Source organism: Tatumella sp. JGM94, assembly GCF_018257595.1.
GTDB classification, from domain to species: Bacteria; Pseudomonadota; Gammaproteobacteria; order Enterobacterales; family Enterobacteriaceae; genus Tatumella; species Tatumella punctata.
The window spans coordinates 61,590-86,556 of the sequence record NZ_JAERJN010000013.1; the positions used below are offsets into that span (position 1 = coordinate 61,590).

A 24,967-nucleotide genomic window follows, 5' to 3' on the forward strand; every position below is an offset into this window, starting at 1 on the left:
CACAGCGCTGTGGCATTATTCATCTAATATCAACCACCGGATAACCGGCAGTTACCAGCTGTAGGCCACACCCAGCCAGAACTGGCGGCCGGTTTTATAATTCACTGTTTTGCTGCTGCCACTGCTGCTGGTCTGGGTGGCAGCAATGACGTTATCCAGCACGTTAATAACATCCAGACTGAGTTCCAGAGTCTGGTGCCCGGATAAAGGCTGCAGATAACTCAGCTTCCAGTCATAGGAGAAATAGTCTTTATAACGGGTTTCGTCATAGCGGGTTACGCTGCCCTGGTAATCACCACAGACACTTCCTTCCGCAGGGCAGGAAGTGGTAGTAGTGGTATATCCACGGTAGCCGGCGGTATATCCAAGGTTCTGATTCCAGTTCAGACGTAATGCAGGAAAATAGGTATTAACATTGATAAAAGCTGTCCAGGGCGTATTAAAATCCAGAGCCTCCATATCCCTTTTATCCATTAACCGGCCATGGTAGATAGCTTTATTATCATCAGAATCACTGACATCATAATAACTCTGTGAACTGGACCGGTTTTTTCCATAACTGGCGCCCAGCGTCCATCCTATTTCACCCAGAGAGAAGATAGCAGGGCTGACAGGCTCGACTGTCAATGAAATACTATCGCCGCGGGTCCTGGCGTTGTTGGCCAGAATATAGGAACGTTTACCGTCACTGCCGGTGGTTGTTTCACGACCAAACTGATCCTTCCCCTGCCGGTTAACCCATTTGACCGTCCACAGGGTGCCCGTCACACGCTGTGAAATACCCAGTGATAACTCATCGCTGTAAGGGGTTTTCAGAGAGGATGAATCATAATCTATCGCAGCGGTTTTCAGGCCACTGTCAGTCCATGTTCCGGTAGCACTGTTGCGGGCCCTGGTATAGTAGCTGCTGATCCCATTGCGCAATTTGTAAGCCAGCAGGTTCTGACCATAGTAACGATTGGCTCCGCCAAAAAACCGTGTCGAGTGGTCATCGAAAACATCATAGGAAGCCGCCAGCCGTGGAGCCAGCGTCAGGTTTTTCAGAAAATCATCATATTGCAGACGTACACCGGGAGTCATTTCCAGCCGGCCGTAACTGATACTGTCCTGAAAATACGCCGCATAATCCGTATAATTTGCCGAAACTTTTCGTGCCGGATAAACCGTCAGGTTCTTAAAATATTGCTCACCGGTAATGCAGTAGTCATCACCCGTTTTGCATACTACCGCCGGGCTAACCGTCGCCACACCGCGACTGACAGTAACATCCCTGAATCGTTGATACTGTACACTGTAACTATCTGTTTCCCAGCCAAAATCCAGTTGATGCTGAACCGGGCCGGTCATCAACGGATTAAGTTCATAATTTTGTTTAAGGGTTATGGTCTTTTTCTCCGTTGAGTAGCTGCCGTAGCCACCGATCATCCCTGTCTGATAGTTAGCTGCGGCTGCAGAACTCGACCAGTCGATTGCATCAGAAACAAAATTCTGCGGGGTATAATACCGGTACCAGGTAAGAAATTGATCAGACTGATGGCTGATTTTATTTTGCTCAGACTGATAACCTGCCAAACTAGTGACCTTACCCCAACTGGTAAGGTGTTCCCATTCGCCATTCAGGCGGTAACCGCCTCCGGTATTCGTAAAAGCACCATTTTTTACATTCTCCTTAAAGTATTCTGACTTATGCGGAGAATACATACCTGTCAGACGGAGAGTATCGCCATTATCAGCCAGGTATGTTCCTTTCAATAAATAGGTTTCAGCAATTCTTTTCTGATTATCCCACTGCTGAAGATAAGTCTGATAATAAGGAATTACAGACTGCTGACGATTATAAGAAAATATAATCCCTGCTTTATCATTCAATGGCTGATTAACACTGACTGAATAAAACTGTTTGGTAAATTGTGGCTGACTGGTCAGATGACTCGCAGTTGCAACATCTGCAGCACTGCCGGAATCAATATGATAACGGGTCCATGCTGAACGGGTCGTCCGGTATGTTATTTTTCCCGATGCCCGCCCTGGCAGAGGATCTTTCAGTCGGGCATCAACGACGCCTCCGGTAAAACTACCGTATTTTGCGGAAATATTACTGTCAAAGACCTCAAGTCTGTCAACCAGTTCGGAATTTATCCAGAATGACTGGGTCCCTCCGGCAGGCAAGTCGGTTGGTGAGTAACCATCTGGCGAATTTGTCAGTTCGCCACCATTGGCACCGGGATTAATCGTATTGTTATTCGACAAACCGTCGATCATAAAGTTATTGTTATAAAACTTTTCACCATGAAATGACACATTCTCCGGTGCGATTTCTCCGGCAGTAGTACTGCTGTCAGTAGAATCAGCAAAACGGACATTCGGATTATGTTTTAATAACCCGGTAATATTACCGTTCGCCTCCGGGAAATTGTTTATTTGCTGTCTGTCAATGATCTGAGTTCCCATTGACTGACTGGTCGGTGTTGTCCGGACCAGAATAGTGTCATCCGAATCACTCTCATCAGACGTCATATTGTTGCTCTCTGTGCTTTGAGCAATAGCTAACCCCGGCAATAAAAATATTGCCGTAAATAAATTAACGGTATTTTTCACCTGATTTCCCTGAAATTACTGAATATAAAAATATATCTAAATTTTAATTTTCCACAGCGACCCTGCCGCTCAGGCTGAATATAATGGTAACCTGCTGATTTTCTGCAGCAGCACCTTTTTCATAACGCCAGCGACGAATATCCTGGTCAATATCCCCGGAAAATACACCACGAGGTATTTCCTCTATAATCTGTACATTATTCACCGTCCCGCTGGCAGTCACATCGAAGCGCAGTTTTATCCGGCCTTCAACACCCAGCGCTTTCGCGCGCGCGGGATAATTCACCCGCCGGTACAATGCTTTTACAACGGCTTTGGAATGACGACCGGCCCCTGCTCCTGAGTCACTGGTATCTCCTGAATCGCGGGGGTTTGTATGCGCATCAGCAGCATGGCTTTCTGTATTTACCGGCAAAGTTGCCGGTGAATGCGGAGAATCTGCTGCCGGCAGCACTGACGACTGATGCTCTGAGGCACGCTGAAGAGGTGACCGGTGTTGAGTGGCTTTTTCCTGCGACTGATATTTTTTTCTGTTCACAGAATGCCTGTCTGACGACCGTTGCCTGTCTGCTGGCAAAGGGCGTGAAACGCCAGTACCAGGCGCTCTCACCGGTAAACTGCCCTGAGCAGTCACCGGTAAAGGGCGAGTTTCAGATGCACGGGTCGTGGCAGGGCCAGAGATGATGCTGTCCTGAATACCGGTCACAGGTAAAACAGTGAACACTGCCGGAACCGCAGGCTGTCGGGGACTGCTTGCGGCCATACCTCCGGACATTATCGCAGGTACCGGCGACTGTTGATAAATTATGGCCGCAATCACCATCAGGTGCAGAAGCACTGACGATAGCAGGGGTATCTTTTTGGCACTGCCAGAGGGGGATTCAGCCTCGGGTATCACAGATCTGTTATCCCGGACTAACGAGCTACTCATTCCCTGCATCCTTACATACTTCACATCATATCTTCGCGGCCGCAACATCATCTCCGCCCGGGTGCCCGGCAAAATATCTCAGGAGATATATCGCCGGAAATTCACTAATGCGAATTATTATACAAACGATAATTATTTGCAATAATGAGTTGCATAAATGATGGGCATATAAGGATTAGATATCATCAGGTTAGGTCCCGAAACGGGAAATTACGGCCAACAGGTGAACGACAGTGCAGCACACACCCCGGGCAGAAAGTTGCGCGGGGCGGTGCCGTCTGTAAAGAGCAGATATCAGGCTTTCATGCGGTGTGCTATGGCATCTGCAGCAAGCATCGCGTTATAGACGTCATCAGCGGTCAGTTCCATAGGCATATTATTCATGGTATCACCCGGCGCACAGGCTATTCGCGCAACTTCGCGCCATTCGGCTTCTGAAAAGGTTTTCAGTCCCATATCCTGCAAAGTCAGCGGCAGGTTTGCGGCTTTAATAATCCGTACTACATTCTGCCACTCTTGCTGCGGTGCATTTTCCAGCACCAGCTGAGTTAACAGACCAAAAACAACTTTCTCTCCGTGCTGTGCCTTATGTAAATCTGCAACCACCGACATACCATTACTGACAGCATGGGCCGCCGCCAGCCCGCCGGATTCTGCCCCGACACCACTCAGATAAATAGTAGCTTCGATAATCTGTTCAAGTGCAGGAGTCGTCAGATGATGAGTCACCGCCGCCATAGCCGCGTCTATATTCTCACTGATCAGCCGGTAGCATAATTCTGCCAGCCCCAGGCCGGTACGTGAGGGTTTATGCAGTACCAGGTTGAGTCCGTCGGCCGCATAACAGGCACGCGCTTCAAAATAGGTGGCTAACGCATCGCCAACTCCCGCCGAAAAAAAACGCACCGGCGCAGCAGTAATTACTGAAGTATCCGCCACCACTACATCCGGATTTTGTGGTAAATACAGGTATTCCTCAAACTCACCACTTTCTGTATAAATAACCGCCAGTGCAGTACAGGGGGCATCTGTTGAGGCAATCGTCGGGAACAGTACCACTGGCATTTTCAGGTAATATGCTACCGCTTTAGCCGTATCCAGAGTTTTACCACCACCAACACCGACAATAACATTAGCCTGTAGTTGTCTGGCCAGCGCTTGTTGGCGATCTATTTCCCGGCGACAGCATTCATAATTAAATTTTTCTGCCGTCCCCTGTAAACCGGCAGCCTGTAGTGCGGGTAAGGCCTGCTCTCTGACCCCGGGCAGCATAAATTCGTCAGTAATAACCAGCGCCTTGTCACCAAAATCTTTTACAAAACTATCAATTTTAGACAGCATCCCGGTACCGATAAAAAATTTTTTCGGTGAGGTTACAGTACGTGGAAGTTTAGTTTCTTTAATCATTTTGGCCATCCATCGGCAAGTTATCAGTAAGGTTTATGATGGTGAGTCATCCCTGATACCACATTGATCATGATCATCTGACGTTAAGATTATTGTCACGGCTGGCGGATAAACAGCTATCTGCCCGCTATTCTGATGCGAGAATATTCAAAGGAATTAACTCTATCACCATGTTTTCAAATTAATTATGTATAAAACCAGACGCAGAAGATGGCCGAAATACCGGACGGTTCAGGGCTATTGATATCCCCGTAAGATATTTTTAGCGGATACTGTTACCGACCGGGAACATTAATAGCCTGCTAAAAATTACGGTAGAAATAAATAAGAATTAACGATGGGCCGCATTGACTGTCAGCGGCCCGGCAGAAGATTATCGATGGAAGGATGACAACGGGTACAGTGGTCTGCACAATAAAACGCCACGTGACAGGCAGTGCCGGTTATTTTTGCCGGCGTAACTGTTCTGCACTGTTCATGGCCGTGATCAGTTGTCCGGCCACGGCATCAATAACGTTCATACAGACAGAGTTACCGAATTGTTTATAGATCTGCCCATGAGATACAGCATTAACAATAAAGTTATCCGGAAAGCCCTGTAACCGGGCGCATTCCACCGGGGTCAGTTTGCGGGGGTTTTTACCTGTATCGCTCTGGTCTATCAGGATTTCAGAACCGTCTTTATAGTAACGGGCACTGAGGGTATTGGCGTATTCACTGTCGGCATTGAATAGTGAATACCCAAAACCATTGCCGCGTTGTTTGTGTGCCGCCAGCCGTTTCTGATGACCGATCCACAGTTTGTCCGATAAGGTATAAACGTCTTTGCCTTTACGGGCTATCAGCTCAGCTAACTGCTCAGGGGTCAGTAAAATATCCCCGACACGGGTCGGGGTACGGGGTGCCTGCGGCCAGCGAAATAACTGGTCGAAATCGACACCGGAAAAGTAATCTTTATCGAAGCCGATAATATAGATACGTTCACGGTTTTGTGGTGCGCCGAAATCTCCTGCACGCAATACTTTAAAATCCACCCAGTAATTAAGCTGACCGGAAAGCGCACGCCGGGCTTCATCACTCATCGGTACATCATCAGGAATTGCTCCGCCATGCGTACCCTGCAGAATACCGGTAATGGTCTTCAGAGTGCGTCCTTTATCATGTCCCCGCAGCTGTTTAACGTTTTCCAGCAAAAATGCTTTGGGTCTTTTTTCTGCCAGAATACGCTGGATTTCAAAAAACATGGTCCCGCGGGTATCACTGAATCCCTGACGCAGCCCTGCCAGAGAAAATGCCTGACAAGGGAAACCGCCCAGCAACACATCATGATCGGCTATATCACGCGCATTTACGCGGGTAATATCCCCCACCGGCAGTTCTCCGTAATTTGCCAGATAGGTTTTTTGGGCGAACTTATCCCACTCAGAAGTAAATACACAATGGCCTCCCTGCCGCTGAAACGGCAAACGAATACCACCAATACCGGCAAACAGATCAATAAAAGTGAACCGGCATTGCTCTGGTGGCGGCTGACGGAAAGGCGCATCCAGAAAATGTTGTTTCAGACGGGTTTCGAGGGTTTGTATCGCACGCCATTTTCCGGCTGACGGCGTGTGCTCACCAGACTCCCAGCCACGGACAGTCCGTTCCCCGGTGGCTGACATACCGAGAACATTGGCAAACTCGGTACGCCCCAGACCAAGGCTTTCTCTGATTTTTTTGATTTGTTCTGGAGATGAATCTGATAAAAGAGGCATGTTTCGGTTACTTATCCGGTTTTAGTCCTGGAAGACTACCACTGCCCCGGAAAGCAGGCAATGGGATATTACCCCGTTGTACCGCCCTGTCCGTCTGACTGAGGCAGCGATCCCCCTCGGTAAACCGGGCGATTTGCCGTTTCCCGTTCCCGGCGGGTGACATCATCGCCGTTGCCTGCCGTGGCGGGCAATAATAATTACTATTTCACAGGTTTAACCACCAGCTGATGACGATGATTATAAAAGCGACGGCATGCCAGATACCCGGCGATAATGGTCGAGATACTGGCAGTCGCTAACGTCATAAAAGTGACCATTATCTGATATTTAATCGCTTTTACCGGATCGATACCGGCGAAAATAAGTCCCGACATCATTCCCGGCAGACTGACCAGCCCGACAGTTTTCGCGGAATCAACAGTAGGGATCAGTGATGAGCGGATACTCTCACGTAACAGGCGTGCCGATGCCTGTTTCGGGGTCGCCCCGAGACTGAGCATCTCCTGAATTTATTGCTGATCACTGGCAAAACGCTGGCCGAGATTGTTATAACACAGCCCTACTGCAATCATTCCATTGCCGGCAATCATTCCTGAAATAGGGATCACCTGCATCGGCAGGAACTCGATAGATCCGCTGGCAACCAGTACCGCCAGTGTCAGCACAGCCCCGCTGGTGATAGCGATAAAAGACATCCAGAAAGCACGGTCGATATACTTACTGCGTTTCTTTGCATTCAGCGCGGCATTGAAGCAGATAAACAACACCATAAACAGGGTCAGTAAAATATTATTCAGATCAAAAATATATTTCAGGGCATAACCGACAATAATCAACTGGACAATAGCGCGGCCGATACTCCACAGAATATCTTTTTCCAGAGCCAGTTTTTCACGGTGACTGATCAGGATCGCCACCAGTACCAGCGCCAGAGACATCATCAGGGAGCTGTCGGTAATATTATGCTGGCTCATGACTGTTTTCTCCGTGCTGGCTGGCTCTGGCTGGTAAGGTAATCACATTATCTGCATGGCTGATTTCGTTCTGATCATGAGTCACCCATAGCACTGCCAGTTTTTCCTGACGAACATATTGATGAATAACATCATTTACCCGCTGTTTATTGGCTTCATCCAGCGCACTGGTAATTTCGTCCAATAACAGTACTTTTGGCAGGAACTGAATATTGCGCAGCAGTGATACCCGCTGCTTTTCCCCGCCAGATAATTTCTCTATCGGTTTTTTCAGTATATCTTCCGGTAATGCCAGCCGCTGCAGGCCATGGCGCAGCTGGTCGGGGTCAGCTTTCTTATTACGCAGCATCCATGGAAATGTCAGATTATCTTCCACGGTATCCCCGAATAAAGCAGGGGTCTGGGCACAGTATGATACCTGTCGCCGGTATTCCTCCGCCGTGTAGCGGCTGATCTCTTTTCCATCAAACAGCAATTCCCCCCTGTCAGGGCTAATTAATGATGAGGCAATTTTCAGTAAGGTGCTTTTCCCGCATCCCGAAGGGCCGGTGATCAGCGTGAATTCCCCTTCTCTTACACTGAGAGAAATATCACGCAGTATCTGTGTTTCCCCCGCCTGATAATAAATATTATTCAGCTGTAACAGCGGCGGAGTTGTATCCTTTGTCATGCTTCCCGGTTCCTTAATCACAAGTAGCCTCTATTTTAACGGGGTTTAGCTTCCCGGATAAACGGCTTTTATAGGTATAAATGTATCAGGAAACCACACGTCTGATGTCGGGGTGGCGAACAGCCGGTTTTACTATTTGCAATTCCCCGGTGAAGATAACTTTTAGTCATACCGGCTGGCTTTTACGATGGCTGCCTTTTATGGTAGTTATTCTGAGACGGAACACAGGAGAAAGGTAATGCGGATACTGGTTGTCGGGGCCGGATCGACCGGCGGATATTTTGGTGCATGTCTGGCACGGCATGGTCGCGATGTGACTTTTCTGGTACGTGGTGAGCGGGCAAAAAAACTCAGGCAACAGGGTTTAGTGATCCATGCTGATTCAGGCACTTTCACACTGCAGCCCAATACGCTGCTGGCAACAGAGATTACGACACCTTATGACCTGATTATTATCACCGTCAAAAGTTTTGCTTTACCGGGAGCAATCACTGATCTGCGGGCGGCAGCAGGTGAACACACGCTAATACTGCCTGTCCTTAATGGCATGCAACATATCGATACTTTACGCCGCGAGTTCGGCGACGATAAAGTCATCGGCGGGTTGTGTAAAATCCACGCCACTCTGAATGATAAAGGTGAAGTATTACAAATGTCGCCCCTGCACCAGCTATGCTACGGAGAACTTGATGGCAGTAATACATCACGTATTCAACAGCTCGATCAACTGCTGAGTGGCTGCGGATTTGACAATAGACTGTCATCTTCGGTGCAAAGTGATCTGTGGGAGAAATGGTTATTGCTAAGCACTCTCGGGGCCGTGACCTGTTTATCACGGGGTAACACCAGGCAGATACTGACATCTGCAGGCGGAGAAACTCTGCTTAACAGTATTTTTAGTGAAGTACTGGCGGTGATCACGGCCAGTGGCTACCGCCAGCGCCCGGCGATAATCGCCGCTATTCTGCAGACACTGAGTAATCCGGAAACCCCGATGACATCATCGATGTACCGTGATTTGCAACAAGGCGCACTGATAGAAGCAGAACCGATTATCGGCGATCTGGTTGACAGGGCGCGTCAGCATGCAATTACGGTTCCGTTGCTGAATGCTGTTTTTGTGAATTTACAGGTCTACCTGAGATCCCGCCAGGCGGAGAGCTAGGCAGAGCAAAAAAAAGCCCGGACACTGAGCCCGGGCAGAGTGTGTTCAGCAGACCGGACTATTTTTTTTCTTCTGCGGACAGGGGTTTTTGTTCACCCGCCAGCTTCAGTTTTTTCGAGATTTCACGACGTTCTTTTGACAGGTCAGCGTTCCTGATGATGTACTCATCCACCCTGTCTTCATAATCGCTGCGCATACTGGCAATAATTTCCTGCACAGCCTCAATACTCATCCCCGGCTTAATATATTCGCTCAGGTTATCCAGTAACAAAACGCGTTTCTGATTGTCGCGGACTTTTTTCTCAACGTCGGCAATCTCGCGCTGTAATTTATTTTTGCGACGAAACATACGTACAAATTCAAGTACGTCCTGGAAAGATTGTCTGGCATTTTCCATGATAACACCTCAGTTTGATGCCTGTTCTGGCAGGCGTATGAGTTTCAGAATCAATCGGGTTCAGATAAGTCCCCGGCGGTACTACTGTGACTTCTAAAACTTTTCAGTACCTTATCTTAGCTCAAAGGAACTGTAATTCAATTCTCCCACAGATTACTTTCTCAACACCATGCGGATCAGTTCATTCATTCTTAATAACTGACCATGCAGCTCCAGGCTCAGCCATACATATCCGTAAACCTGTGCCGCCTCAGCATTGGCATGTTCAGCTTTGGCGAGCAGTAATTTCAGCTCACGATCAACTTCTTCCAGTTCTGCAGTAGTATTCGCCAGCTGATCAGTAATACCGCTGGTCAGCATATCAGATAAGGTACGGAACAGATTCTCGGTTAACACCTGAGTACGGCGTATGGTTGGTGCATTCAGCAGTAATAAATGACTTTCACGGGATGCCCACCAGGCATTTATCTGCATCTCCAGGGTATATACCATATTACGCTGAATTGTCTGAATGGCTTCAAATACTGATTTCGGTATCCGTGTTTCTTTACAGGCCGGTTCCAGCAGTGATCGCATTTTCACTACGTCGGTCAGCAGATGATGTATCGGTTTGTTCAGCCGTGGTTTCTCCAGCAGATTGGGAGATACCCCGGTATGGTAAATTTTCATTGAAGCGATCAGGGCATCAGACATCCGGATACGCCAGAAAGTATAGGCGCGCTGGGCCCAGATACCGGTGAAGATTACCGCCAGTATCGAACCGAAGATAACATCGCCGCCCCGCCATAATGCTGTCAGGAAGTCACCGGCAGGCGCGCCGACCACCACCCCGAGGGTGATACCGATCAGCAGCGCCATATACGGGCGTTTTCCCAGGGTTAAATAGCCACAGATAAACATGACCACCCCGCACCAGGCAAGCATGACCGGTAACGAAATCAGTTCCAGTTTCAGTGCTATCAGCCCGGAAACAGAACCGGCAACAGTACCAATAATTCGCTGGACTGCGCGTGGAAATACATTTCCCCAGGAAGAAATGGGCCCCATCACCACCACCAGAGTGATCAGTGGCCAGCTTCCTTCAGGTATATGCAGCAACCTGACCAGCAGAAAAGAAAGTAAAAAAGCAATAGCAATACGCAGTCCGTGAACGAACTTGTAATGGCGGTATAACCAAAATTCCGGGCGGGATACAGGCTTGTCGGGACGCACACTTATTTTCCGGTCATTAACTGAATCGCTATTTTCGCATATTCCCGGGAAAAGATCTGTGGTGATAAATCATTAGATGATTATGTCTGGAAAAAAACGCACTGGTTGCGGGGCGAGGGTATTCAGTTATTCAGGCCACAAAGTGGCCTGAATACCCGCAGGTACGGCGGGAAGTTACAATTTTTTCTTAATATAATCCGTCAGCCGGGTCACGATCCCCCCCTGTCTGACTTCCTGCAGTGCCACCAGCGGATAACTGGCAATCTGTTTGTCTTTATCCATTACCTGGATTTCACCTACCTGCTGATCAGCTGCCAGAGGCGCATCCAGTTCTTTCTTATCAATCACGTAGCGGGCTTTTACCTGGCTGATGTCACCACGCGGTAATGACAGATAAACATCTTTCGCTGACCCGACATTCACCGTGTGCGGGTTGCCGTACCAGACATTCTCGGTACCGATAGCTTTTCCGGCGTGGAACAATTGTACAGTATCGAAGTTATTTTGCCCCCAGACCAGCAGCTTCCTGGCCTGGTCTTCACGACCTTTCGGACTTTTGGCTCCCATAACAACCGCAATCAGGCGGTGCTGGCCAATAATATTTGATGCGATAATATTGAATCCGGCGGTTTCCGTATGTCCGGTTTTCATGCCGTCAACATGCAGGCTATTGTCCCACAGTAAACCGACGCGGTTATTCTGCGTGATACCATTCCATGTCATCGTCTTCTGACTGTACATATGATAGAACTCAGGCTCACCGTGAATAATCGCCATGGCGACAATCCCCAGATCCCGTGCGGTACTGTACTGCCCCGGGGCATCCAGACCATGAACCGTTTCAAAATGGGTATTTTTCAGTCCCAGATTAGCCACAACCTGGTTCATCAGTTTGACAAAATTATCCTGACCGCCGGCAACATAATCGGCCAGAGCAACACAGGCATCATTCCCTGAGTCGACAATCACCCCGCGGCTTAAATCGCGTACTGAGATTTTATCACCGGGTTTGAGGAACATCAGCGATGAGCCTTTGAATACCGGATTACCTGCACCCCAGGCATCAGTCCCTACCGTCACAATATCATCCGGGGTAATTCGTTTCTGGTTAATCGCACGGTCAACCACATAACCTGTAACCAGCTTAGTCAGGCTCGCAGGGTTACGGCGTTCATCGGGATTTCCTGAAGTCAGTACCTGTCCGGTCGTTGCATCCATTAATACCCATGAAGCAGCATCAATGGTCGGGGGCGTCATGGAAAAAGGCAGGGCATTGTCATCAGCAAACGCTGTTGATGCCAGTAATATCATACCCGGTACAGTAATAAGCAGACGCCTTTTCAAGCTAAGTTCCTCAATAATTAGGGTGGAGAGACAGATTTAGTCGCATTTTTACGGCATTTCAGTGCCACTGGCATCTATCAATTGTGAGAAAATGTAACACTGAATCTGGCTATATCTGCTGTAAAACCGCCAGTTGAAACAGAATCTGCTGCTTATAGTCAGCCCGCGGGGATGAGTTTACTTATCCCGGCGCTATACTGCAGCCAAATGCTGTCACAACCCTCTGTACAGATTTGTCATTTTATCCCCTGAAAGGAATTATTTACTCACAGTCGGTAGTACTGTGTCAGCCTCTGTGAGACGGCTTCCGCAACACAGGGAGGGCTCTGGTACAAAAGACGGTTAAAGGTAACACCGGACATAACAGCGTTATCTGCCGGAATAATGAACTGAATAAAACCTGACCGGATACAGGGGCCCTCCCGACACCGATCGTTAATCTGCAGACAAACGTCCTGTCCGCCCTGCCGTGGTTCCCGGCGGTCAGCACGGATGTGTTACTGCCTGCCCCGCTGCCGGTTTTGACGGTGCGCAAATAATTTTATCTATACTCTCAATGGTTTTAAAAGTGCAGGAACAAGACAAATCCCGGCATTGATAATATGCTTCCTTAGTATTATCGGTAATATAGCGGCTGGTCCGCGTATGGGATGTATGGTTACACACAGGACAACGCATCATAATCAGGGCCTTTCTGAAGGTTAACTGTTCCCCTGTTTACAGGGACGGAGTGCCGGGACTGAATGATCCACCGGCAAAATAATAATACCTCAGGTAATATTATTTTCAATACTCCGGGTACTTTATTTTTAATAGCAGGGGTATTAAAATAAATCATGGAAAAGAGAAAAGAACTGACGACAGAACAGCTAGAAGATGCCAGCCGTCTGAAAGCTTTGTACGAGTCAAAAAGAAAACAGCTGCAACTGACCCAGCAGATGATCGCCAATGAGCTGAATATTACTCAGGGCGCAGTGGGACACTATCTGAATGGCAGAAATGCACTGAATGTAAAAGTAGCCGCTATTTTCTCGCAACTGCTGCACTGTTCGATTGCAGATTTCAGTGAAACGCTATCTGCAGAGGCCAAAGCACTGCACGGTGCGTCAGAAAAAAATGTGCGTTATGCAGGCCCCTATGTTCCCGGAAAACATTACCCGGTACTGAGTTCGGTGCAGGCGGGCTGCTGGTCTGAAGCAGTGGAAGCTTATACCCTCGAAGATATCAGTGTCTGGCTGGAGTCTGATGCACATATTCAGGGAGAGGCTTTCTGGCTGAAAGTTGAGGGCGACTCAATGACTTCCCCGACCGGTCAGAGCGTACCGGAAGGTATGTATGTCTTATTTGATACCGGCCGTGAAGCCATTAATGGCAGCCTGGTGATCGCCAAGCTGGTCGATTCGAATGATGCCACCTTCAAGAAACTGATTATTGATGGCGGTCAGAAATACCTGAAAGGCTTAAATCCTGCCTGGCCAGCGATACCCATTAACGGGAACTGCAGAATTATCGGTGTTGCCGTTGAAGCGCGGATGCGGTTCCTGTAACCGCTGCCGGTCTGTGCAGTGAATTGTCAGTTGATGTAAATCTGTGATCTCACCAATATCTTTTAAGAAAATACCTATCCACTGCTTCACCGGTTAGCCGTTTAGTAATGATTAATAAACGTGATTAATTATTATAAGGCGGTAACGATGCTGATAGAAAAGAAAAGTGGCCGGTCGGCCACAGAGAACCGCAGGCTGGCGGTTACCCTTGCCGGTACTGCCGGTATACTGAATGTACTGGCGCTGGGCGCTTTCGGGTTATTTCCGTCGAATATGACAGGGAATGCAACTCAGCTTTCAGCCGAGGTACTGGAGTGGGATCAGCGACAAATGTGGCAGTTGTTACTGCTACTGCTATGTTTTATGGGCGGCGCATTTACTTCACGGTTACTGGTTTCTTTCGGCAAAAAATACCATCTGCGGACTATTTACGCACATATTTTGCTGGGCGAAGGTATTATACTGGCAGTACCGGCTATTGGCAGTTTATGGTTAAGCCTCCCTGTCGATAAAACCCTGCTGGTCAATATGCTGGGCTTCCTGCTCGGTTTACATAATTCGACGTCCACCCAGCTTTCCCAGGGAAAAGTCCGAACCACTCATATTACCGGCACGCTGACAGATGCGGGGATAACCCTGGCGACCCTGTTACTTCACCGGGTACTCCGGTATTCGGCGGAAGAACGTCGTCATCACCAGTATCTGCTCAGTATTTACCTGACTGCCACCGGGGCATTTATTACCGGAGGTATTATTGGCGTGTTGTCATTTAACCTGTTTTCAATGCAGGCTTTTTCACTGGCCGGTATTGTGCTGGTGCTGGTTTCCGGAATAACAATACGGCGAACCCTGCAACAGCAACGGCGTATAGCAGGCCGCATCAGCCCGGTCAGAGTCCCCTGAGTTGTATTTATTCACTACAGCGGCACAGCCATTTATACAGCAGAGGTTATATAAAAGATCCGCCGCAGCGGATCCCGTGGATCAAACGATAGAGTTATGGTGCCGTGCCATAGGCCTGTCTGAAATCATCTTCCATTTGTTCACAAACTCCGGCCAGACGTTGCTGTTCAGAGAGTGAATTAGCTTTATTCAGGTTAGCTCTGCACTGATGTACAGCCTCACGGGCATTGGTCATGGCCGCTTCTTTCATCGGTGAATCAAAGACAACTTTATAGACAAAAAATAAAACAACCAGCACCAGGACAGTTCCGACAAATGTTTTCACATCTCTACCCTCATAGCTACAGTACCCACAATCTAAAACTAAATTAATGTAAAGGGAAGCAGGAAACCGACAACGACACCAGTTAATAGTGATGAAGGATAGTGCTGTGACATATATCCCTTAATTCACCACGGCCATGCGCAGAGACCCCGGCCGCAGCGTCAATAAATTGTGATCAGTATCAGTTTGGTACAAAATATCCGGTGTCATAACAGAATCACCGGAAAACGCACTGTCATATAACAAGTGAACATTGAGCGAAGGTGAACGAAATACAGGGTATTCGATGCAACTAACAGGAAAAAGAGGACGGTAACGGATGAAAAATAATGATGCAGCACAGCCTACCTTCCTCTTTCATGATTATGTGAAATTAAACGTAATCCTATGATTTAAATGGTAATTAATTAAAGATCAAATCAGGTTGGTACAAAATTTGGTACAAGCTTCTATTTTATCCCCTCTAAAAAACTCTTCACCAAATGCGTCACCACTCCAATCACCCGCGCATCGTCCAGTGCCCCCCCTTTCGATAGTCTGCCGTCAATAATGAGCCGCCTACTGTTTAAAATCACTTTACTTTAATTATGCTATATGTATAAGTAGTAATGAATACAGAAGATGGACATTAAAATCATGACAAATTCAGGCCTAGATATTACCGGTGGAAGTGGGAATAAGTTTGGTAAGGTAGAAATTACTATTGACCACCCTTCCGGCGGAAAAGGTATTATCTTAAAGGATACATCTGAAAACACATTTGATGATATTGTTATTTTTATATCTCAAAACCCTGAGGCTATAAAAAATTCAGAAATAGTGCTGGATGGTATAAAGGACGACACCATTAATCCATATACTAATGAAAGCTTCAAGTCAGAGGTATACAAAACGCTACAAGAAATGAAACAAACAAAAAAAAGATCAACATTAAAAGAGAAACTTGATTTTATAGTAACATCAATTAAAGTCTGGTCAGGGTTGCAGAATGCTGTGGTACCGGACTTAGAACACTTCTACCACATACTTACTTCCAGTTGACAGGCACGGATAGAAAAAATAAAACGCCCCAACCCAGATTAAAAAATTCACATTAAAAGAGTAATGTTATGAATAGCTATATATCAATAAAAAAAGGCCGCATAGGTAAATATGCTACCATAAACTCTCCGGTTATTTTTGACGAAATGGAAGACTCAGAAATTGGAGAAATAGATAGCCTCGGAGGGTGGGGGCAATTAAAATTCACCAACTGCAGGAGTAACAAAATTGACAGCATAAAAATAAAAATAGAGCAAGAGAAATTCGAACTTAAAAAGAATATTAAAATTATGCGTGACATTATAGATAACGATGGGACCTGCATATCTAAGCTGAGTCCATGTTATTTTTTTATTATTTCACAAATACTTCATTAATATCATCAATAAAAGACTCACAGAAAGTAGTAAGCTTTAGAAGTTTTCATTACTAACCTTCCAAAAGTAATCTCTACGCCAAATATCTTCAAGTCCGTTATCAATAAAATAAATAGAATATCTGTAATGGAACAGAACTCAGAATTAGCCCCGTCAAATTCAAATGCCCGATTTGGTCTCTCTGGCGCAGGCCTGTACTCGGTTATAAAAAAATCCATTGATTTATATGCTAGATTCATCGCTGAAGTCGATTTTGAGTAATTACCCATAAATCTACCCGTTAACGCTGAAAATCACACTGTTCCTATACGATATTTACTATTCAGTCCATTAATTTTAGCACCCCATCGCCCTCCCTAAAATGTATCGCTACACCTGCTACTCACCAGTCAGCTATAATTATTCTTAATCGCGTCCTCGGCCTGGATCATCAAATCTTTTGATGAGTCATATGCCCCAGAAACTGATAACAAATCTGATCCTCTAACTGTCCCCACATATACACTGTATCTAACTGTAAGCGTAGAACCAGAAATAGAGACACTCTCGACATTACAATAAAATGTTATATTTTCGCTGCCGGTTGCACTTTCAGTAACTCCGATGTTTGGATAATTTTTACCTACCGGTTGTGTTGAACTAATAGAGATCATAACGACGTCCTATACAAGTGAAATTGAATCAATGGTGTTGTAACTTTCATATTCTACCTCTAATACAAAAGTACGCCCAGCAGAAGCTCCAGCCAGCATGAATGGTGTTTCTTGTCCATAGTCACTATAAATTTGAATAATATGGTAACCATTAACAGCAGTACCATCAGCTAAGAAGTAGCCCCTGTGAAGAGCAGATAGAGGTATTACTGAAGGTGAGGCAAATGAACCTTTAGCAATCTTGATTTTTGGATATTTACCCAAACCCTCAGATAAGCTGGTATCAAAGATGGAATATCTTGGTATTCCGATTACCATTTTACCGTTCATGGAAACGGCTGCTGCTGGTAGAGAAAATGTCAAATAAACCTTCACCTCATTACCTACCCTACGCATTACTGCACGGGATATGGTTGCTCCAGCATCTGTAAAGTTATCTGAATTATCACCATTGAATATTCTTAATGTTGATACATCAAGATTCTTCTCCGCAGCAACAAAGTAATTCGTATAATTAGCATCTTCAGAGAAACTCAAACCTCGCACAAAGTCGTGATCTGTATATCGAGTACTGATTCTCCGCCATTCCCCGGTTGAGGGGTTATACATAGTCGTCAGTTCCACCTGAGTCCCTGCGGTAAGAACTCCTGTCATGGTGTTAACCCGGCAACTACTACCGCCCTGGTTACTATTGCTTGCGGGACATACAATACTGTTTGTTGGACTGGCAAATACTGTAGTTAATACTCCTTGCCCGACATAATGCTGCATTTTTGTTATGTCCGCGTTCCAGATATCTTTACCAGAGGAAAACCAGTCATTAGACGACCCAGCGACCCTAGATCCACTTTTGGATAATACCCCTGAATTCTCAACATAAGCATTATGGGAAATAGTGTGTAACCCATTCGGACCGCCAGCTGGGTTAAGCCATATCGGCCCTCTCGGTGTGTTTACGCTTTTTAAGGTAATTAACTCATTATTTGAATTACCACGGTTGTATCGAGACGCGAGCACCATTGCTCTCCCACCGATGCCTCGGAATGGATTTGAAGTCTGCAAAGAACTAACTCCAGAGGTAAGATTAGCCCCGTAAATACTAAGTCGACCTAAACCAGCGTCACCAGTAGGCGTGACTTTCCCCGGCAAGGTGGAGTTTGCCGTCTTCCAGAAATATTTATCATAGAATTTATCTAAAGATAAGTATTTATCAATAGTCCCAGAGTTAGATAACAATCCGAAGGTAGATATAATCTCTCCAACTTTAAGGCTATCTATCCATCCTAATGAGTAAATATCGGTGCTTGCGGTGTAGGGTGGGATATAAAGTCCACCCTGATAAGTGACATCATTTCGCTGCAACCACCATCCCCCACCAACTAGCCCAGTAAGGCAATTGAAAAAAGAAAGTGTACCTATAGTTCCAGCTTCATATCCGAGAGTAGCAATGGGTAACGCACAATTGTTGAATGTTAAATCCCCCCAATCTGGGTATACGTCTATTCCATCAGAAATGACACCCATGAAACAGTTATTAACTGAGAACCCACCAAGATTGGCGTTAGTAATAACTTTAGTCATTCGATTTCTTGCAGTAGCAGTAGCTATGTAAGAGCCATCCCAATCATTAACTCGTCGGCAAATGCCAATTGCTTGATTTGAGTCAATTGTGGTTCCATCCCAGGCGAAGTTCAGAGAGTCATTCCCGGGTTCACGTGCTTTTAGCGACACTCCAGATGGCAGATTGAGGTGTACATTGAATAGTGTCTGATTTTCTGCCAGTAGTGTTGAATCCGCTGTCCTACGTGGGTCAATAGTACCGTCATCAAACGGAGCGACCCAGCCCACGCTGTCGTATGATGTGATATGTAGGTTGCCAGAGAAATTAACAACCCCCCCGCCTGCTGATGCCGCGGCAGAAATAGCCTCTCTAAAATACGGCCCCCAGTCAGCACCTTCATCTGTGTTCAATGGTGCATAGTCAAAGACGGAAAATTCATTACGCTTTAGTGTGCTACTTATTTCCTGCCGCAGCACCTCTGGATTTATCGATGCCAAATCCGGCCAATAAAACTGCTGCACCATATAGCTATCATAAACTGCCATAGAGTGATTCTGAGTCGTGACAAATTTGGCGACCTGACCGTGATATACCGGATAACCAGCTGAATTAATCACAATTGGCTGGGGAACCTGAACGGTATTACCACACTCATTTTCGACATAAACAGGTATCTGGTTCTGCGGAAATGTCGGGTCAGTATCTGGCAGGCCAATAAAGATTTTACCGTTTGAGCAGGCTTTGAAAGAGCGTGACATGGTGAACGGTGTTACAGGGTTTGAAACCATGATACTGGCAGATGTTTCTGGCATTTTAGGCTTATCCTTCTCTTTACAAGAAACGCCTGTGAAACCCGCTGTAAGGGCGGCTAATCCCTTAAAGAAACCACGTCTATTCATTCATCCCCCTATATCAATAATCGGGAGTATAACGTGTTCGGGTTCACAGAATTAATGGATGGTTCTGATAATTTACGAGCGGTGACCTCGCGGCCAAACGATATGGTAACGGACGTAAATTGTAGTATTGTGGATAATTACAGGTGTTTTATGATTCCTCTCCGCCCTACAGGTGAGGTTTTACATGAAAGACAGGGACACAACGCAGTTCCACCTAACGCTGCCAGCCGATCTGCATGCAAAGATAAAGGCCAGAGCGCAATCGCATGGCCGGTCTATTAATATGGAAATCGTCAGGACCCTGGATGATTCTTTCTACAAGATGCCACTTAGTAGAACTGACCAGGATGAAGATGAAAAGCTGGCCGCTGAGATAGCAGAGCAAGTAAGGGAAATCGCCGTCGGGGTAATCAGGAAAAATAAGAAATAATTTTCACTATATTGCACCCTGCCAGTGATATGCTGGCAGAAAATACTGCAGGTACATAAAATGGGTAACAGGAAAATCAGAATAATTGGTGAAGCTAAGATAAAATTCTTCAAGGAAATCACTGGGACTAACGATGAAATTGAGGCAATAAAATCTGATGAATACCTGCAAAAAATATTAATAAATGTCAATGACATAACTGGAGATATTGAAATTACATCAATATCCTCCAGCAATATCACTGACGCCTAGCTATTTCTTAATTGCAATCACTTGGTCAACTCTCTGATTTTTATCGTATGAAACCTCATACGCCATTTTGGTACCATCAGCAGCGCTCTCGATAGGTGTTCCAGCCACCTCCCAAATGCCCAAGGTGAGAACATCCATTACACCATGCCCAACAGCTCTCGATGCTTTAACGCCCCCGCTATATCCCTGAGTAAACCGCCATAGATCCCAATTTTTCCCATCGTGCTGTGTTTCAGCTGTTGGAATTCCGAACTCCGCAAGCAAGTCACTACGAGGTGTCCCATTCTTAAATAGCGAGATGTCCTTTTTATCTGGCTGATGAGTGGCGTCATAAACTGAGCAGCCACTCAAAAGAGACACTGAAAGAAAGGAAGTGGCAAGAAGTGATGATACTGTTTTCATAATTTCACCTAAGATTATTCTTAGTGATATGTTAATTTTTATTTAATGGTTGCTCAAGTCAGTATTTCCTATCATCCTTCAAATATGAGAACCAACCAATGATGCCGAACTTCGCTAACCTCTGCTTCTCCGCAGCCGGCAATGTCCGGTAAAAATCCTTCCATGCTGGTGTTTTGGCAATCCGGGTCTCTGCACTGGAAACTATCTTCTCCTGTACCGATGCAGATGGTTTGTTGCGAGCAAGTGACGCAAGGCGTTTCCATTCCGGGCTGCTCATCAACTCCTGAACAGCTTCCGATCCGGTTTTTCTTGTCGCCGCTTTAGCGCCCATTTGTGCAGCAATGGCAGTATTCAACACCGGGCCTGCTACAGGAACGTGACCAAGCACTGTTGCAATGGTCGCCATTTTTCCGTGAGTGGCCAACTTATCCAGAAAGCCTCCAGGCTGCTCAAACTTATCAAGGAATGATTTCAGCTTGCCGGTGGCCAGATAGTACTGATTTGCTGATTTCACGTTACGGGCAATTGTGTACATATCCTCAAGCTGACGGACGGTATTAGCAGGCAACTCACGATGTAAAAGCCTGACGCTGCCGTTACGCTTTAGAGAACCATAATAATCGACAAAGCCGTTAATGTTGTTAGCGAGATCTGACCGGCTTCCTTTCCTCAACATATCTCGCATGCCTGTAGCGATAAGTTGCGAGCGGGCTGCTTTGTCAGGAACGGCCTGCATAAGCTGGTTGAATGCTTTCGTATTACCGTTACTCAGGCCGGTCAATGCATTGTGAGCACGCGCTGTAACGTCCCCTGACAGGTCTTTACCCATAAGTGAATATATCCGTTCTTCCATCATCTTACGCTGAGCTGTGACGGCGTTAGCGGCGCGAATCTGGTCACCGAAACCCGCCTGCCTTGCCACTGCATCACGATCATCCGAAAGCCTAGAATATAGCGCACTAAGATTGCGCTCTTCTGCACTTCCGAATGGGGTTCCGGCTTTGCTTAACTCAGCTCCGACTGTTGATCGCATAGCGTTTAGCCGGGCATACGTTGGTGGCCCAGCCCTGTCAGTTGTAGGAGATACAGCCTCATATACCTTCTTCTCTACCGGGGATAGGAACTGATACCCGCCCTGCTCATCAGCCAGCTGGTCGAGATAACTTCTGGTATTAACGGGATCAATCTGAGCTTTTGCCGGAATTGCATCCTGAACCGGTTTGTAAAGTGCATTTTCCTGAGCCTTCAACGCGTTCCTGGTTGTATTGAAGTCAGAGACAAACTTGTCATTCATTGATAACCGGTCAGGCATTGCGCCTGCATCGTCAATAATCTGTGATGCACGGTTAGATATCCGGTTAATCGAGTCGCGGCGAACTGCGCCGAGAGCTGATTCATCCTGAGATGCCAGCCCCATTTGCACCGCTTTAAACGCATCATTACCGGAGGTATAAGCCTCAAGCATATCATCAGGATCAAGGTCGAGACGCTTCATTGCATCAGCAACATTCTGGTCTGGCTGAATGTCATTTACGACCTGCTGAATGCGGCCTTGATTACCAGACTGAGCAGCTCGGGTATATTGCTGAGCAGTATCCGGAGTTACTCCCGCAGGAGACTCTGGTGTTGAGCTATTGGCGGCCTGAGGCTGAGCGTTATCCTGAGGTGTCCTGACAGTGTAAGGCTGCTGCTGGGGGCTAAAATTATCTGGCTGATTAACTGAAGGTTGGCTATAGCCTGTCGGCTGTTGGGTGGCCGCACGATCCGCAGCTGCCTGAGGTGATGGTAATGACTCACTGGCACCGCGTGCATTTTTTATTGCGCCACGGACCCCATTAAATACCGCCGGAACCGCTCTGGCCACTGCTGAACCAGCCAGCCCCATGCCGGTATTCTCCAGCAGCTGAGTCGGATCAATTTGTCCATTCTGCTGAGAGCCCGCCAGTGTACCGACGAGGTTTTCAGATAGCATACTGGCGACCTGATTTGCTGCCCGTTCCGTTCTGGATGCTCCGACTGCGGAAGCGGTGGCCGCCGCGGCTTTCTCTGCACCAACACCAGGTACAAGATACGGACCAATTTCCGCACCGAGCTGTGCATATGGGTCTGTTGGTCTGGCACTTTGAGGCAACTGGAACTGATATACCTGGTCCTGCTTTGGAACACCTACAGCATCCAGAGCCGTATTAACTACACTGCCGGGAATATTTGCTACATTCACACCGGCCTGAAGTAGCCCCTTGCCTGCCTGCTCAACATTCTGTGCCAGAGTTGGCGATTCCTGCTCCGGTTCCCATGGCTGCCTGGCTTCCTGGTTCAGATAATCCATTTCGCCAGATGATCCGGATTGCGGTCGCTGCTGTTGTGTCCACTGTGCAAACCGAGGGTCATTAATATAATTCTGAGTTTCCTGAGGCATAGCCTGGTTCTGTCCGGACTGATATTTCTGAACGTTACCTGGCCCCCAATTATATGAAGCCAATGCGGAAGTAACATCACCCCCGTTCTGCCTGAGCATCTGCCCCAGGTATTTGCCAGCCGCATCAACCTGCATGTCAGGGTCAGATTTCAGTCGTTCAGGGTTATAACCCATTCCCTTTGCCGTTTCCGGCATTACCTGACCAAGGCCAATTGCCCCCTTAGGACTTACTGCGTTCGGGTTACCGCTGGATTCTTTGCTGATTACCGCATTGAGTAATCCAGACGGAATGCCATATTTTTGCTCAGTAGCAGAAACAACATCGGCACCCTGCTGAGGTGCCGACTGTTGGTAGTTTTGCCACGGTCCGGAAGAATCTCCAGGCTGTGAACTGCTCTGATAGTTTTCCCACGGACCTGCCATTAATTTTTTCTCCAGCTATTAGGGGATGATGGATCTCCGCCGGTGAAGGTATATCCACCTTCTGACTGACCCACTTGAGGCGCTGCTGATTGCTGAGGGCCTGAGTAAGACTGAACGTCTGACCGGTATTTATCGACAAGTGATTTCTGACTGTTCAGATAGTTAACCTGCCGCTGTAGAACCTGTTGCCAGTTATTGATGATTGTTCGCGCCCGATCGGAAGAAACGTTTGGTTGAAGATTCAGGAAGGCACTCGCCGCCGCCTGGCCTTCTGAATCTGATACCGGACCGGTACCACGCATACCAATTACGCCCATCTGTCTTGCCTGAGCCTGCATCTGCTGGATTTGCGAATATGCGTCTGCCGAATCAGATCCGGGAAGATTGCGGTTAACGTACCCCTGAGCCCCCCAGATACTATTGAATGTTGATGGATCTATCTGCTTAACCTGGTTTAGCGTGGTCAGCATTCCGGATGTACTGTTTACCTGCTGGTCATATCCGTTCACAAAGTCCTGCTTTTTCTGAACCTGCTGGAACTGCTGGTTCTGAATATTGGAGGACTGCTGCTGACCAGACTGATTAGCCATCTGTTGCTTAATAGCCTGATCACCACGTTGAATATCCACTTTCTGCGCCGTAAACCCATTTTGGGTATTGTCCTGCTGGATTTGATGCTGGAATTTCTGCTGATTAAGCTGATTATCGAATTGGCTTTGCTGATACTGCTGCTGTAATCGTTGCTGCCCTAACTGGAGGGTGGCGTTAGTCGCTGCGCCCTGCTGGTTCAGCTGTGTGTTTTTAGTCTGAGTGTTGTAATAACCCTGAGGACCCAGAGACGTCATCCCAACAGCATCAACCAACTGTCCTAAATGCTGAGGGTCATTTTGATACATTGTCGCCACTTCATCAGGCGATGATCCGACGCTCTGCAATGTAGAGGCATGCTGTTGTGCAGCTGACATTACAGCCTGAGAGTTACCGGTAGCCATCGCAACACGCAAATCACCGGCCGCTGCACCGAGTGCTGCCTGATGATTAGCATCCTGATATCCGATACCCTGAGCGATATTCTGCATCTGGTCGGGATATTTTGCTGCCAATGCGCTCATTGCCTCAGGGTTTCCATAAGCCCCTTGCCAGTCCTGCTTAAACTGATTTTCGCTATCAATGGCCTGGTTCTGTTGCTGGTTCTGTTTGTATGCCGCTGCCGTTTGCAGACCCTGGAGGAAGCCAGAATTCGGGCCAGTATAATCAATAGGTTGAATAGCCATAACTCC

At 47.1% G+C, this 24,967-nt stretch carries 21 protein-coding genes and 1 pseudogene; 7 read left to right on the forward strand and 15 right to left on the reverse strand.

Annotated features, from left to right (window positions below):
* Positions 1–51: 51 nt before the first annotated feature.
* The 6 genes and pseudogenes from JK216_RS10470 to fetA all read right to left on the reverse strand — a co-directional run bounded on the left by JK216_RS10470 (position 52) and on the right by fetA (position 8,337).
* Positions 52–2,517 (reverse strand): TonB-dependent receptor plug domain-containing protein, encoded by a 2,466-nt coding sequence (locus JK216_RS10470; RefSeq protein WP_212709004.1) that lies wholly within the window; start codon positions 2,515–2,517, stop codon positions 52–54.
* Between the two features lie 124 nt (positions 2,518–2,641).
* Positions 2,642–3,136 (reverse strand): TonB family protein, encoded by a 495-nt coding sequence (locus JK216_RS10475; RefSeq protein ID WP_212710986.1) that lies wholly within the window; start codon positions 3,134–3,136, stop codon positions 2,642–2,644.
* 687 nt (positions 3,137–3,823) lie between these two features.
* Positions 3,824–4,936, reverse strand: a complete 1,113-nt coding sequence (locus tag JK216_RS10480) for a glycerol dehydrogenase (protein ID WP_212708971.1) — start codon at positions 4,934–4,936, stop codon at positions 3,824–3,826.
* Positions 4,937–5,379: 443 nt separating this feature from the next.
* Complete coding sequence (dcm, locus tag JK216_RS10485) at positions 5,380–6,693, reverse strand: DNA (cytosine-5-)-methyltransferase (protein ID WP_212708972.1); 1,314 nt, start codon at positions 6,691–6,693, stop codon at positions 5,380–5,382.
* Between the two features lie 200 nt (positions 6,694–6,893).
* Positions 6,894–7,667, reverse strand: a pseudogene (gene fetB / locus JK216_RS10490) (iron export ABC transporter permease subunit FetB).
* Positions 7,654–8,337, reverse strand: coding sequence for an iron ABC transporter ATP-binding protein FetA (fetA, locus tag JK216_RS10495; protein ID WP_212710987.1), 684 nt, complete (start codon positions 8,335–8,337; stop codon positions 7,654–7,656). Before fetA ends, fetB begins: the two are co-directional and overlap by 14 nt.
* A gap of 238 nt (positions 8,338–8,575) precedes the next feature.
* Between fetA and JK216_RS10500 the strand changes: the two genes are divergently transcribed.
* Complete coding sequence (locus tag JK216_RS10500; RefSeq protein ID WP_212711865.1) at positions 8,576–9,502, forward strand: ketopantoate reductase family protein; 927 nt, start codon at positions 8,576–8,578, stop codon at positions 9,500–9,502.
* Between the two features lie 58 nt (positions 9,503–9,560).
* On the opposite strand, the gene JK216_RS10505 is transcribed toward JK216_RS10500, so the two are convergent.
* The 4 genes from JK216_RS10505 to JK216_RS10520 form a co-directional block, all read right to left on the reverse strand.
* Positions 9,561–9,899 carry a DUF496 family protein gene (locus JK216_RS10505; protein WP_212708976.1) on the reverse strand — a complete coding sequence of 113 codons (339 nt, stop codon included), beginning with the start codon at positions 9,897–9,899 and terminating at the stop codon, positions 9,561–9,563.
* Positions 9,900–10,052: 153 nt separating this feature from the next.
* Positions 10,053–11,111 (reverse strand): FUSC family protein, encoded by a 1,059-nt coding sequence (locus JK216_RS10510; protein ID WP_212711866.1) that lies wholly within the window; start codon positions 11,109–11,111, stop codon positions 10,053–10,055.
* Positions 11,112–11,285: 174 nt separating this feature from the next.
* Complete coding sequence (gene dacD, locus JK216_RS10515) at positions 11,286–12,455, reverse strand: serine-type D-Ala-D-Ala carboxypeptidase DacD (protein WP_212710847.1); 1,170 nt, start codon at positions 12,453–12,455, stop codon at positions 11,286–11,288.
* A 483-nt stretch (positions 12,456–12,938) separates the two neighbouring features.
* Positions 12,939–13,136 (reverse strand): ogr/Delta-like zinc finger family protein, encoded by a 198-nt coding sequence (locus JK216_RS10520; RefSeq protein WP_212708979.1) that lies wholly within the window; start codon positions 13,134–13,136, stop codon positions 12,939–12,941.
* A 155-nt stretch (positions 13,137–13,291) separates the two neighbouring features.
* On the opposite strand from JK216_RS10520, the gene JK216_RS10525 reads away from it, so the two are divergent.
* The gene (locus tag JK216_RS10525; protein ID WP_212708980.1) at positions 13,292–14,002 is read left to right on the forward strand and encodes a LexA family transcriptional regulator; all 711 of its coding nucleotides are present in this window, start codon (positions 13,292–13,294) and stop codon (positions 14,000–14,002) included.
* Positions 14,003–14,149: 147 nt separating this feature from the next.
* Entirely contained in the window at positions 14,150–14,905 is a 756-nt protein-coding gene (locus tag JK216_RS10530) for a YoaK family protein (protein WP_212708981.1), read from the forward strand.
* Positions 14,906–14,999: 94 nt separating this feature from the next.
* Here JK216_RS10530 and JK216_RS10535 read toward each other — a convergent pair whose 3' ends face one another.
* A complete protein-coding gene (locus JK216_RS10535; RefSeq protein WP_212708982.1) occupies positions 15,000–15,230 on the reverse strand; it encodes a hypothetical protein in 231 nt (76 codons plus the stop codon).
* 621 nt (positions 15,231–15,851) lie between these two features.
* On the opposite strand from JK216_RS10535, the gene JK216_RS10540 reads away from it, so the two are divergent.
* A complete protein-coding gene (locus JK216_RS10540) occupies positions 15,852–16,271 on the forward strand; it encodes a hypothetical protein (protein ID WP_212711867.1) in 420 nt (139 codons plus the stop codon).
* Between the two features lie 68 nt (positions 16,272–16,339).
* On the forward strand, positions 16,340–16,648 hold the full coding sequence (locus JK216_RS10545) for a hypothetical protein (RefSeq protein WP_212711868.1): 309 nt from the start codon (positions 16,340–16,342) through the stop codon (positions 16,646–16,648).
* Positions 16,649–17,310: 662 nt separating this feature from the next.
* Here JK216_RS10545 and JK216_RS10550 read toward each other — a convergent pair.
* Positions 17,311–19,674 carry a phage tailspike protein gene (locus JK216_RS10550; protein ID WP_212711898.1) on the reverse strand — a complete coding sequence of 788 codons (2,364 nt, stop codon included), beginning with the start codon at positions 19,672–19,674 and terminating at the stop codon, positions 17,311–17,313.
* A 271-nt stretch (positions 19,675–19,945) separates the two neighbouring features.
* Here JK216_RS10550 and JK216_RS10555 point away from each other — a divergent pair, with 271 nt between their 5' ends.
* Entirely contained in the window at positions 19,946–20,191 is a 246-nt protein-coding gene (locus JK216_RS10555; RefSeq protein ID WP_212711869.1) for an Arc family DNA-binding protein, read from the forward strand.
* A gap of 60 nt (positions 20,192–20,251) precedes the next feature.
* A complete protein-coding gene (locus JK216_RS10560; protein WP_212711870.1) occupies positions 20,252–20,443 on the forward strand; it encodes a hypothetical protein in 192 nt (63 codons plus the stop codon).
* On the opposite strand, the gene JK216_RS10565 is transcribed toward JK216_RS10560, so the two are convergent.
* From JK216_RS10565 to JK216_RS10575, 3 genes are read right to left on the reverse strand one after another with little or no spacing between them, the layout of a single operon-like run.
* The gene (locus tag JK216_RS10565; protein WP_212711871.1) at positions 20,444–20,845 is read right to left on the reverse strand and encodes a hypothetical protein; all 402 of its coding nucleotides are present in this window, start codon (positions 20,843–20,845) and stop codon (positions 20,444–20,446) included. It abuts the gene before it with no gap.
* 58 nt (positions 20,846–20,903) lie between these two features.
* The gene (locus JK216_RS10570) at positions 20,904–23,687 is read right to left on the reverse strand and encodes a lytic transglycosylase domain-containing protein (protein WP_212711872.1); all 2,784 of its coding nucleotides are present in this window, start codon (positions 23,685–23,687) and stop codon (positions 20,904–20,906) included.
* Complete coding sequence (locus JK216_RS10575) at positions 23,687–24,961, reverse strand: phage DNA ejection protein (protein ID WP_212711873.1); 1,275 nt, start codon at positions 24,959–24,961, stop codon at positions 23,687–23,689. Before JK216_RS10575 ends, JK216_RS10570 begins: the two co-directional genes overlap by 1 nt.
* Positions 24,962–24,967 lie beyond the last annotated feature (6 nt).